Origin of the sequence: Actinoplanes sp. NPDC048796 (genome assembly GCF_040650035.1) — a bacterium.
Lineage (GTDB): Bacteria > Actinomycetota > Actinomycetes > Mycobacteriales > Micromonosporaceae > Actinoplanes.
In genome coordinates this window covers 577,613-588,584 of record NZ_JBEZGO010000005.1, presented here as the reverse complement: position 1 = coordinate 588,584, position 10,972 = coordinate 577,613, and the positions used below count along the sequence as shown (strand labels likewise).

The following is a 10,972-nucleotide window of genomic DNA, read 5'->3' as shown; positions in this document are numbered from 1 at the left end:
AGCGCTTGACGTCTGGGTCGGCCACACCCGGCCCTCAACCTTGCGTGGGGTTTCGGTGCCGGCCAGTCGTGGGTTGGGGGCTGCTTGGTGGTACGTGGGGTGGGTGGTCACCTTGCGCCTGGGTGTGGGGTGGGGTTCGCTGCCGCGTTGGGGTTCGGGTGGGTGCGTCGGTCGGGCGGGCCGGCTGGGTGGGGGGCTGGGCGGCAATTCCAGGCCGGTTGCGCGGGCTGGTGGGTGGGCCTGCGGGTGCCGGTAGGAGGCTTGCGTTCCTGCTGTCGGCGGGCGGTAGTTCTTCGCCGGTTACGAAAGGATCGCGCGAACCCTCTAACCCGCCGCTGCGGTCGACCAGAGCGCACGAGTTTTGCACGCCTTGGTGTGGCATGTCTCCCGCCACGCTGGCGACGTTCCCACCAAACACGGCACACCCAGCCGAGAGCCCGACACGGGGCTGATCATCACTACCCGAGCCACGACGTATCGAGTCACCGCCCGGTCGCACACCGAGCTCGGCGACTCAAGCTGCTTCGCTCGCTGGCTGCTGATCCCGACGCGGCCAGGCCGGCAATGAAGAGGGTACGAAGCTACGAGCAACCCGACCGGCACGTGGCGTACGAAGCGTCACCGCCAAGCGCAAAACTGCGCTCGATCAGCGGCAGACGAGGGCGCTCATGGCGCATGAGGCGGGACGGTGCCGCGAGTCTCCTACGACGCAGGACGGGGCTCATCACCGGGCGGGTGCAGGTATGTGCGCGCCGCGATCAGGCCCGCGAGCGTCCTCGGTCCGGCCCACCGGTGCAAGACGTCGATGGCTGCCCGCTCATTGGCATCCGGCAGTACCAACAAATCTTCCATGAACGAAACTTCCACGACGTTGCGTGTGTCGGGGTCTTCGCTGCCGTACCGGACTTCGATGGCGCCCAGGAAGTCTGTGACGCTGCCGGACCGGACTTCGATGGCGCCCAGGAAGTCTGTGACGCCGCGGGTGTTCCCTGCCGCCACCGCGTCGACGAACCAGCGGCGGAGCTCGCGGGCGACCCACTCAGGACGGTGTTGGCGCCACCAGGCAGAGGACGTGGCCGTCCGGATCGGTGAGTACTGACTGCCGCTCACCCCAGGGTTGGTCGGCCGGGGCATCGATGACCTCGGCACCAGCCTTCTCGGCCACAGCGGTGGCCGCGTCAACGTCCGATACGAGGAAGCTGACGGCGACACCGGCCAAGCCCGGCGTGGGCGGACGTTCGTGCAGCAGAACCTCCGTGTCGGAACCCGGGACGGCAAGCATCACCATCTCACTGGTGGAGTACTTCTCCGTCAGTCCCAGGCCATCCCGATAGAGCGCGAGCGCCCGCTCCCGGTCTGCCACCGACACGATGATCCGCCGCATCCCACGCACCGTCATGGTGGCACTTTAACGAACCAGTGGATCGTCCATCCGTGTTGGCATCCCCCCAAGGCCGGCCCCAGGAGGAAGAAGCCGCCGCCGGTACGGCACGTCCGCTTCTCGGCATGAGCGGGCACCGGCAAACTCAGGGGGCGTCACAGTGCGTGACGGCCCTGCTGGCCGTTACGTATTTTCAGCGGCAGATCCGGCTATCGGGTCCACTTCTGGAAGGCGTTCGCTCGACTGGAAGATGAGGGGCATGTCAGAACGCCCGGTAACTCGTGGCCCGAACGACGATCCGTCGCTGTCCGACGACGACCTGATCAGCCGACGGACAGAGTGGTTCGCGGCATACACCTCACAGAAGAACGTGTTCGGGCCCCGACGAGGCGCTCCCTACACCTGCCCGTGCTGCGGCCATGCGACCTTGGCGGAGAGAGGTGTGTACGAAATCTGCGGCGAGTGCGGATGGGAGGACGACGGCCAGGACAACCACGACAGTCACGTCGTCCGAGGCGGTCCCAACGGTTCGGAGAGTTTGGACCAGGGGCGCAATCGATACGTACGAGGAGGTGGAGTCATGCATCCGCAGCTGCCACCATCCGAAGCGGTTTGATGTGTCTCTTGGGGCAAGGCCGCCGGGGTAGGGCGCGGAGCCAGTCGAGCATTTCGACGAGGTCGAGGGTGGCTGGGAAGCGGGCGCCCGACTTGTCGTAGCGGGTGGTCAGTCCGCGCCGGTGCTTGCGCTGGTTGAAGCCGTGTTCGACCTGGTTACAGCGCTTGTCAACGGCCGGGTTGAACGCGGGTGGCCGTCCGCCGTTGCGGCCTGTGGGGAGTCGGGTGGTGATCTGATCGCCCGGCTGCGGGATCGTCGTGGTGATGTGTTTGTCCCGTGACGCCTGCGGCCCCGGGCGGTGTGCATCTTCCAGGCCCCGTTGCGCTCCACGAGGTGACCGGAGAGTTGAAGTGCTTTCTGCGCGGCATATGCCAGCACGAGGGCATCCTTCTCCACGGAGTCGCTGCCGATGTCCAAATTCAGAGAGATTTTGGTGATCAGTTCGTCCTGCCCTGGTGGAAAATCGACGTCATGGAGGGCCGCGCCGGGAGTTACGTGAAAGTGCGACGCCCGGCCATTGAGATGATGAAGGTCCTCCCGGTAGCCGGCAACGATCAGATCGAATTTATCCGGCGCCATACGCCGTCCGACAATCACCGAAATGTCGTCCCGGCCGCTCATGTTGTGTCGGCCGGGTAACACGTGGAGCCAGTTTGATCGTTGCAACCCGACTGGTGTCCGGGCCGCTGTAGAAGGTGACGGCCGGCTGCGCTGATCAAGTCAGCGGTGATGATTCCCTCAGATGGCTTCGTTTGTTGCCGGCAAATTCGTCTGCACGGGTCGGCAAAATCTGACGCAGAGGATTCAGGCGACCGTAGTAAGCCGGATCCTCAGGTCACTGTCCATCTGAGCCGGTACATCGTTCCATGCCACCCTCGCATTGTCCTCGGCGCGGGGCTGGAGGGCGACCCGCTTTCCGCGAACCTGATATGTGGAAATGGAGAGACTTCGCCGACTTCTCCGCGCGCGGGGTGGCTGATGCGGTTTGGGAAGGGACGGCGGTGGCAAGAGTGGAGGCATGGCGATCTGCAATCTGTGCCCGCCGGAAAAGCGGGACGTGCCCGATGACGAGATGACGAACCATCTGCGGGAGGTGCATCCCGAAGTGGCCGATGACGGGACTCGGCGGTCCGATGACAGTGCGATCGTGCCGGATGTGACTGAGGGCTAGCGGGGCTGCAGGGACGTGGTGGCGGCCCAGGACGCCAGCAGTGTGAGGGCGTGGGCGGTGGGGGAGTCGGGCTCGGCGGCGTACAGGGTCATGCGCAGGGTGGGGTCGGCCACCAGGGCCATGGTCTCGTAGGCCAGGTCGAGGTCGCCCACCACGTGGTGGTGGAAGTGTTTGACGCCGGTGCCGTGCAGGCGGACGTTGTGGGAGCCCCAGCGGCGGCGGAACTCGTCGCTTCGGGTGGAGAGCTCGCCGACCAGGTCGTGCATGGCCTTGTCGTGGGGGTCGACGCCGGCGGCGGTGCGCAGGTTGGCCACCGTCATGTCGGCGAACAGGTTCCAGTCGGGGTAGAAGCGGCGGGCCGCGCTGTCCAGGAACGTGAAGCGGGCGAAGTTCGGTGGGGTGGCCGGGTCCGCGTACAGGTCGCTGTGCATCGCTTTGCCCAGGTGGTTGGCGGCGATCAAATCGGCGCGGTGGTTCACCACGATCGCGGGGGCCGTGATGGTGTCGAGCGACCACTGGAGGCTGGGGCGCACGGCCGCCTGGCGTGGGCGGCGGCTCGGGCGCAGCAGGGCGCCGCTGCCGTTGGCCTCCTGGGCCAGGTGCAGCAGGTGGGCCCGCTCGGCGTCGTCGAGTTGCAGGGCGCGGGCGATGGCCTCCAGCACGCCGGCCGAGACGCCGGCCAGGGCGCCGCGTTCCAGCTTGGCGTAGTACTCGACGCTCATGCCGGCCAGCGCCGCCACCTCGCTGCGCCGCAAGCCGGGCACGCGCCGCTGGCCGGCGGCCGGGATCCCGGCCCGCTCCGGGGTGATCTTCGCCCGGCGCGAGGTGAGGAACTCGTGCACTTCGACTCGGTTGTTCACCCTTCGACGGTAGGACGCGGCGCGGGCCGGTGGGATGTACTGCTGGTACACCCTTCGGCAGGAACTCCCGCGAAAGGTTCGGGGCTGGTTGCCTGGAAGCATGCGAGGACGCGACGTCTTCGGCCTGGGTCTGCCGTTGGAGCGGGCCGCTGAGGGGTATCAGGCCAGGGACGACCGGCGCGCTGTGAACGCCGTGCCGCGTCCCTGACAATGTTGCTTGCAAAAGCAAACTAACAGAAGGAGTACGTCATCCTCACCGTCAACGCCATCGCCGCCCCGTCCGCCACCGAGCCGCTGGTGCGCACCACCGTCGAGCGGCGCGACCTGGGGCCGAAGGACATTCTGATCGAGATCCGGTACGCCGGGATCTGCCACTCGGACATCCACACCGTGCGCGGCGAGTGGGGCCCGGTGCCGTACCCGCTCACCGTCGGCCACGAGATCGTCGGCGTCGTCGCCGGCACCGGCGCCGAGGTCACCCGGCACGCCCAGGGCGACCGGGTCGGCGTCGGCTGCATGGTCAACTCGTGCCGGGAGTGCGAGAACTGCCAGGCCGGGCAGGAGCAGTACTGCCTCGACGGCAACACCGGCACGTACGCCGCCGTCGACCGCGACGGCACGATCACCCAGGGCGGTTACTCGACGCACGTCGTGGTGGACGAGGACTTCGTGCTGCGCGTGCCCGAGTCGATCCCGTACGAGAAGGCGGCGCCGCTGCTGTGCGCGGGCATCACCACGTACTCACCGCTGGCGCACTGGAACGCGGGGCCCGGCAAGAAGGTCGCCGTGGTCGGCCTCGGGGGCCTCGGCCACATGGCGGTGAAGATCGCCGTCGCGATGGGCGCCGACGTCACCGTCCTGTCGCAGACGCTGAGCAAGAAGGACGACGGGCTCGCGTTCGGGGCGAAGGGCTACTACGCGACCGGTGACCCGGCCACCTTCGAGACCCTGGCCAACAGCTTCGACCTGATCGTCAACACGGTCAGCGCCCCGATCGACATGGCCGCCCACCTGGGCCTGCTGCGCCTCGGCGGCACGCTGGTCAGCGTCGGCGCCCCGCCGGAGCCGCTGCCGGTGCAGGTGTTCAGCCTGTTCAACAACCGTCGTTCGTTCGCCGGCTCCAGCATCGGCTCCATCGCCGAGACCCAGGAGATGCTCGACTTCTGCGCCGAGCACGGGATCGCCCCGGAGATCGAGCTGATCGGCGCCGACGACGTCAACGAGGCGTACGAGCGGGTCCTGAAGTCCGATGTCCGCTACCGCTTCGTCATCGACATCGACACCCTCAAGGCATGACCACACTCGCCATCGTCGGCGCCGGGGAGGGGCTCGGCGCGGCCGTCGCGCGCCGCTTCGGCGCCGAGGGATTCAGTGTCGCGCTCCTCGCCCGCCGTCAGGACCGGCTCGACAAACTCGTGACCGATCTCAAAGACGTCAATTCCCGGGGGTACGCGGCCGACGTGCTCAACGCGGAAGAGCTGGCCTGGGCCCTGGAGCGGGCGGCGAACGACCTCGGGCCGATCGAGGTGTTGCAGTACAGCCCGCTGCCGCAGCGGCAATTCCTGAAACCGGTCCTGGAGACGACCGTGGCGGAGGCCCGGGAGGCTTTCGAGTTCTCGGTGGCCGGCCCGATGACCGCGGTGAACCAGGTGCTGCCGGGGATGCGGGAGCGCGGCCGCGGCTCGATCCTGTTCGTCAACGGCGGCAGCGGGGCCCGGCCCAACCCGAAGGTCGGGGGCACGTCGATCGCCTTCGCGGGCGAGGGGGCGTACGGCCAAATGCTCCATGAGACCCTCGGCGCCGAAGGCGTGCACGTCGGGCAGCTGATCATTCCCGGGGCGATCGAACCGGACGAGACGGCGGAACTCGCGGGCAAGCTGTGGCGGATGCACAGCGAGCGCGGCGAGTTCAGAGTCGTTCATACGAGGTGAACAGTTCGTAGTCCTTGTTCGGGCCGGTCGCGTGCCAATGCTCGGTGTAACTGTCCGGGCCGGTGACGCGGCCGGCCACGACGTAGGTGTCGGCGGCGCAGGGATGCTCGGCCGACCAGGCGTCGTCGCTGAGGTCGAGCAGGTAGAACGGGCGGCCGTCGGCGAACGTGACCTCCAGGCGGTGGCCGCCCCGGTCGTGGTAGCGCAACGACCTCGTGGCCGGGCCGCGATGGTCACCGTACGTCAATTCGCCCTGCTCGTGATATGACAGATCGTCGCCGAACTCGGCCGCGCCCGCGAAGGAACCCTCGACGCCGGCCCGGTGATCGACGATGCGCCGCCGCACCCGCCAGCGGCCGCGCAGGAACGCCGCCACCGAGTCGTCCCTATGATCTGCAGGCACCGTCACCCCTCGGAGGTTTTCATGACGCAGTCCGTCGCGCTCACCCGGCCCCGGCCGCTCGTCCTGGCCGACCTGGTCCCCGGCACGCTGGCCCGCGACGTCGCGCTGGTCGCCGGCGGCGCCGGCCTGATCGGCGTGCTGGCCCAGATCGCCGTGCACATTCCGGGCACCCCGGTTCCGATCACCGGCCAGACCCTGGGCGTCCTGCTCGTCGGCACGGCGTTCGGCATGCGCCGGGCGGCCGCCACCATCGCCCTGTACGCGGTGGCCGGTGTCCTCGGCGTGCCCTGGTTCTCCGACCACAGCAGCGGCTACTCCACGGCGTCGTTCGGCTACATCGTCGGCTTCCTCGCCGCCGCCACCCTCTGCGGCTGGCTGGCCGAGCGCGGGGCGGACCGCTCGGTGTGGCGCGCCGTTCCGGCCATGCTCGCCGGCGAGGTCCTGATCTACGGCATCGGCATGGCCTGGCTGGCCGTGGCGGCCGACCTGACCCTGAGCCAGACCATCAGCCAGGGCCTGACCCCGTTCCTGCTCGGCGACGCCATCAAGGCGGCCCTGGCGGCCGGTCTGCTCCCGGCGGTCTGGAAGTTGTCGCGTTCCTCCGGCGCTTCTTCGGCTTCGCGGTGAGCCCGCGGCCCTCGCGCGCGTAGAAGAAGAACATGAGACAGGGCGGGCGGCGAGTCGACCTCGTGCTCGGCCTGCTCCTGATCTCCGGCGTGCTGACCGGGATCGCGGCCGACACCATCGGCGTGAGATGGCCGCTCGACCTGATCCAGTTGCACGCCGCCGGGGCCCTGGCCATCCTGCTCCTGGCGCCCTGGAAGTACGTGGTGATCCGCCGCGGCCTGCGCAACCCGCGGCAGCGGCGGCCCACCAAGACCCTGTCGCTGGCCCTGCTGTTGTTCGCGCTGGTGACGATCGGCAGCGGCCTGCTGCACTCCACGGGCCGCGCCGAGCACGTCGGCCCGCTCACCCTGATGCAGATCCACGTCGGCGCCGCGGTCGGCGCGGTGCTCACGGTCGTGGCGCATTTTTCGGTCACTGGGTACGCCCCCGGCGCACCGGCCTCGACCGCAGGGCACTGCTCCGCTTGACCGCGCTGGGCGCGGGCGCCGCGGTCGCGACGGCGGCCTGGGACACGTGGGCGGCGACCTCCCGCCGCTTCACCGGTTCCGTCCCCGCGACTCCCTGGAAGTCACGTCGTGGATCAACGACGGCATCCAGCGCGTCGACCAGGCGCGGTGGCGGCTTTCCATCGGATCGGCGACCCTCGATTACGCCGACGTCCTGGCCCAGCCCCTCGAACGGTTCACGGCCACCCTCGACTGCACCAGCGGGCTGGTACAGCATCCAGGAGTGGGAAGGCGTGCGACTTCGTGCTCTGCTGGAGAGGGCCGGCGTCACGGCGGGCGGCTGGCGCAGTGTCGAGGTTCGCTCGATCACCGGTTTCTCGCGCTGGTTCGGCGCCGGCACCCTCGACGACATCTGGCCGGTCACGGCCGTCGCCGGGCAGGCCCTGACGTACGGGCACGGCTTCCCGGCCCGGATCGCGGCCCCGAGCCGCCGCGGTTTCTGGTGGGTCAAATGGGTGACCTCGATCCAGCCCTTCTTCCCGGTCAGCTGAGCCGCGCTTGTCCGGGGTATGCCTAGCCCTACCCGCGAACGGGGCCTAGCACCAGTGCCCCTCCTCACCGAACCCGGAAGGCTGGACCGCGACACCAGCCCGGCCGAAGGAGACGAGGATGCAGCGGCGGACGATTCTGACCGGAACGGCGCTCGGGGTCGCGGCTCTGGGCCTGCCGCAGGCGGCCGAGGCCCGAAACCGGGCGTTGCTGGCCGTGCAGAACGTGACTGTCATCGACGCGCGTGGGGGTGTGCGGCGCGGCCATACCGTGCTGGTCCGGGGTGACCGCATCCTCGACGTGGCGCCCTCCGAGCGAGTGCCGGTGCCCACCGGGGCCACGCTCGTCGACGGCCGGGGGAAATTCCTCATTCCGGGCCTGGCCGACATGCACAGCCATGCCACCGGGATCGACGACACCGACCCCGAGCTGTACGTGGTGAACGGCGTCACGACCACACGCCAGATGTCGGGCGGTCAGCAGGCGCGGATCTGGCGGCGGCAGATCGCCGACGGCGAGCGTCTGGGTCCGCGATGGGTGATCGGGAGCCGGATCGTCGACGGGTCGCCGTCGCTGTGGGACGGGCTGGACCCCGACGGCGGGACGCACATCGCGGTCGCCGGCCCGGACGAGGCGCGGGCCGCCGTGCGGCGGGAGCACGCGGCGGGGGCGGCGTTCATCAAGACGTACTCGCGGTTGTCGCGGGAGTCTTTCCTGGCCGTGGCCGGCGAGTGCCGCATGCTCGGCCTGCCGTTCCTCGGGCACGTGCCCGACGTGGTGCCGCTCACCGAGGCCAGCGATCGCGGCCTGCGGACCGTCGAGCATCTGTTCACCGTGTGGTACGACACGTCGTCCGAGGAGGAGCGGCTGCGCCGGGCCGTGGCGGCCGTGCCGATCGGGCCGGGCGACTACAACGGGTGGTTCAACCGGATGCACCCGCTGGAGTACGCGGCGGCACGCACCTACGACCGTCGCCGGGCCGCGCGGGTCTTCCACCGGCTCGCCGCCAACGACACCTACGTCACGCCGACGCTGGTGCTGCACGAGACCAACGACATGCCGGAGGCGATCGACCGGCACGACCCGCGCTACCGCTACGTCAGCGCCGACATGATCGGCTACTGGGACTGGACCCTGGAGAGCCTCTATCTGCCCGGCCGCGACCCGCGCCGGGTGGCCGAGTCGGCGGAGATCTTCCGGCGGCGCCTGCGCCTCACCGCCGACCTGGCCGCGGCCGGGGTGCCGCTGATGGCGGGCACCGACCTCGGCACCACGTACCTCATGCCGGGCTTCAGCCTCCACGACGAGCTCGAACTGCTGGTCCGCGCGGGCCTGACGCCGATACAGGCCCTGGCCGCCGCCACGCTGAACCCGGCCCGCTACCTCGGCCGGCGAGACCTGGGCGTCGTCGCCCCCGGCGCGGTCGCCGACCTGGTCCTGCTCGACGCCGACCCGCTGCGCGACATCCGCAACACGACCCGCGTCAACAGCGTCGTCGTCCGGGGCGCCCTCATCGACCCCGCCCGCCGCCGCCGGATGCTCGCGGGCATCGAAACGGAGGTGAGAACGCTCCGGCCGGCTGCCGCCGTCGCCTATAAGCCCTGCCCCTGCTGAGCGGAGCCGCCATCGGCGAAGAAGTCGCGAAGGGCCGTCGCCATCAACTCGGGGGCGAGGCTGGGGGCGAAATGCGACTGGCCGGGCCAGCTGACCCGGCGGGCGTGGGGCAGCGCGGCGGCCAGGGCGTCGATGGTGGCCGGCATCGGGTCCCAGGTGTCGGCGCCCTGCAGGATCAGGGTGGGGATGGCCGGGTTCGCCACGAAGGCGGGGCTGTCGTCGGCGAGTGCTTCGAGGTCGTGCAACCAGCCGAGTTCGGCGGCCGGGTTGCGGGTGGGCGGGCCGAACGCGGCGGCGATTCGGCGCGGCACCTGAGTGACCTCGTTCAGCACGGCGAACATGCCGGCGTGGTCGTCACGGTCGAAGCAGTCCCGGTAGCGGTCGAGCAGTGGTGCGATCCGTGGCCCGGAGGCGAACAGCGGCGGCTCGAACACCGTCAGCGTGCGCAGCGCGGGCGGCGTTGCCGGCCCGGCCGGCGACAACGGCGCGGCGGCGGTGTGCAGGGCCAGGGTGGCGCCGTAGGAGGCGCCGACGAGGTGGGCGGGGCGGGCTACGGCGACGAGGACGGCCGTTACGTCGGCAACCTCCTGCTGGAAGGACTTGCGGCCCGGGGGGAGGTCGCTGGGGGCGTAGCCGCGCCGGGCCGGGATCCACAGCTCGTACGAGTCGGCCAGGTGGGCTATCCGGGGGTCCCAGCTGTGCAAGCCGCCGCCGGAGCCGTGCAGCAGGACTATCGGGTCGCCGGTGCCCTCGCGGCGGACCGCCAAGCGGGTGCCGTCGGCCGAGCGTACGTCAATCGCGGTCATGGGTTTCCTTCGCGGAAAGCAGGGTGTGCAGGTCGGTGACGATGCTGGTGAACGACGTGTCGAGGGCGCGGGGGTGGCCGAAACCGCCGGCCGCCTCGAGCGTGGCGAAGCCGTGCAGGGTGCTGCGGACCAGGCGGATCGCGTCGGTCAGGGCCGGCTCCGGCAAGCCGTAGCCGCGCAGGGTGGCGTAGCTCAGGTCGATCAGGCGCAGGTGGCCCGGCGAGTTCAGGCCGATCTCGGGTGGCAGCTGGAGGTTCGTGGCCGCGTACTGGCCGGGGTGGGTCACCGCGAACGCCCGGTAGGCGGCGGCGAAACCGCCCAGGGCGTCCCGGCCGGAACGGCCCGCCACCGCCAGCGACAAGCGGTCGGCGAACAGGGCCGCGGCCCGGACGGCGACCTGGTGCAGCAGCGCCTCCCGGTTGCGGACATGGCCGTACAGGCTGGCGTCGGCCACGCCGAAATGGCGGGCGACCGCCGCCACCGTCAGCCGGTCGAGACCGATCGCGTCGGCCATCTCGGCGGCCGCCGCGACGACACGGTCGGTGGTCAGGCCCTGCCGTGGCATCAC

At 70.0% G+C, this 10,972-nt stretch carries 15 protein-coding genes; 8 read left to right on the top strand and 7 right to left on the bottom strand.

All coding sequences use genetic code 11. The features are described from left to right. Positions 1 to 702 precede the first annotated feature (702 nt). Complete coding sequence (locus tag AB0C26_RS24385; RefSeq protein WP_360251620.1) at positions 703 to 999, bottom strand: hypothetical protein; 297 nt, start codon at positions 997 to 999, stop codon at positions 703 to 705. 40 nt (positions 1,000 to 1,039) lie between these two features. Further along, on the bottom strand, positions 1,040 to 1,399 hold the full coding sequence (locus AB0C26_RS24380; RefSeq protein WP_360251617.1) for a VOC family protein: 360 nt from the start codon (positions 1,397 to 1,399) through the stop codon (positions 1,040 to 1,042). Between the two features lie 232 nt (positions 1,400 to 1,631). Between AB0C26_RS24380 and AB0C26_RS24375 the strand changes: the two genes are divergently transcribed. Further along, positions 1,632 to 1,997: a CPCC family cysteine-rich protein gene (locus AB0C26_RS24375; protein WP_360251664.1), complete on the top strand. Its 366-nt coding sequence runs from the start codon at positions 1,632 to 1,634 to the stop codon at positions 1,995 to 1,997. Between the two features lie 108 nt (positions 1,998 to 2,105). Here the strand turns inward: AB0C26_RS24375 and AB0C26_RS24370 are convergent, their stop codons facing one another. After that, on the bottom strand, positions 2,106 to 2,618 hold the full coding sequence (locus AB0C26_RS24370; RefSeq protein WP_360251614.1) for a hypothetical protein: 513 nt from the start codon (positions 2,616 to 2,618) through the stop codon (positions 2,106 to 2,108). Between the two features lie 397 nt (positions 2,619 to 3,015). On the opposite strand from AB0C26_RS24370, the gene AB0C26_RS24365 reads away from it, so the two are divergent. Next, the gene (locus tag AB0C26_RS24365; RefSeq protein WP_360251611.1) at positions 3,016 to 3,168 is read left to right on the top strand and encodes a hypothetical protein; all 153 of its coding nucleotides are present in this window, start codon (positions 3,016 to 3,018) and stop codon (positions 3,166 to 3,168) included. Here AB0C26_RS24365 and AB0C26_RS24360 read toward each other — a convergent pair. Further along, positions 3,165 to 4,028: a helix-turn-helix transcriptional regulator gene (locus AB0C26_RS24360; RefSeq protein WP_360251608.1), complete on the bottom strand. Its 864-nt coding sequence runs from the start codon at positions 4,026 to 4,028 to the stop codon at positions 3,165 to 3,167. The two genes, AB0C26_RS24365 and AB0C26_RS24360, sit on opposite strands and share 4 nt — an antisense overlap. A 249-nt stretch (positions 4,029 to 4,277) precedes the next feature. Between AB0C26_RS24360 and AB0C26_RS24355 the strand changes: the two genes are divergently transcribed. Then, positions 4,278 to 5,324 (top strand): NAD(P)-dependent alcohol dehydrogenase, encoded by a 1,047-nt coding sequence (locus AB0C26_RS24355; protein WP_360251661.1) that lies wholly within the window; start codon positions 4,278 to 4,280, stop codon positions 5,322 to 5,324. Next, entirely contained in the window at positions 5,321 to 5,959 is a 639-nt protein-coding gene (locus AB0C26_RS24350) for an SDR family NAD(P)-dependent oxidoreductase (RefSeq protein WP_360251605.1), read from the top strand. The genes AB0C26_RS24355 and AB0C26_RS24350 overlap by 4 nt, the downstream gene beginning before the upstream one ends. Here the strand turns inward: AB0C26_RS24350 and AB0C26_RS24345 are convergent. Beyond that, entirely contained in the window at positions 5,937 to 6,362 is a 426-nt protein-coding gene (locus AB0C26_RS24345; protein ID WP_360251602.1) for a DUF6314 family protein, read from the bottom strand. The genes AB0C26_RS24350 and AB0C26_RS24345 overlap by 23 nt on opposite strands. Before the next feature lie 21 nt (positions 6,363 to 6,383). On the opposite strand from AB0C26_RS24345, the gene AB0C26_RS24340 reads away from it, so the two are divergent. The 4 genes from AB0C26_RS24340 (at position 6,384) to AB0C26_RS24325 (ending at position 9,598) form a co-directional block, all read left to right on the top strand. After that, on the top strand, positions 6,384 to 6,989 hold the full coding sequence (locus AB0C26_RS24340) for a biotin transporter BioY (RefSeq protein ID WP_360251599.1): 606 nt from the start codon (positions 6,384 to 6,386) through the stop codon (positions 6,987 to 6,989). Between the two features lie 32 nt (positions 6,990 to 7,021). Beyond that, complete coding sequence (locus AB0C26_RS24335; RefSeq protein ID WP_360251596.1) at positions 7,022 to 7,456, top strand: hypothetical protein; 435 nt, start codon at positions 7,022 to 7,024, stop codon at positions 7,454 to 7,456. Next, positions 7,453 to 7,986: a molybdopterin-dependent oxidoreductase gene (locus AB0C26_RS24330; RefSeq protein ID WP_360251593.1), complete on the top strand. Its 534-nt coding sequence runs from the start codon at positions 7,453 to 7,455 to the stop codon at positions 7,984 to 7,986. Before AB0C26_RS24335 ends, AB0C26_RS24330 begins: the two co-directional genes overlap by 4 nt. 118 nt (positions 7,987 to 8,104) lie before the next feature. Continuing rightward, positions 8,105 to 9,598: an amidohydrolase family protein gene (locus tag AB0C26_RS24325; protein WP_360251590.1), complete on the top strand. Its 1,494-nt coding sequence runs from the start codon at positions 8,105 to 8,107 to the stop codon at positions 9,596 to 9,598. Here the strand turns inward: AB0C26_RS24325 and AB0C26_RS24320 are convergent. Together AB0C26_RS24320 and AB0C26_RS24315 are read right to left on the bottom strand one after the other, a co-directional pair. Continuing rightward, the gene (locus AB0C26_RS24320; protein WP_360251587.1) at positions 9,577 to 10,404 is read right to left on the bottom strand and encodes an alpha/beta hydrolase; all 828 of its coding nucleotides are present in this window, start codon (positions 10,402 to 10,404) and stop codon (positions 9,577 to 9,579) included. The genes AB0C26_RS24325 and AB0C26_RS24320 overlap by 22 nt on opposite strands. Next, complete coding sequence (locus tag AB0C26_RS24315) at positions 10,391 to 10,969, bottom strand: WHG domain-containing protein (protein ID WP_360251584.1); 579 nt, start codon at positions 10,967 to 10,969, stop codon at positions 10,391 to 10,393. The genes AB0C26_RS24320 and AB0C26_RS24315 overlap by 14 nt, the downstream gene beginning before the upstream one ends. Between the last annotated feature and the right edge of the window lie 3 nt (positions 10,970 to 10,972).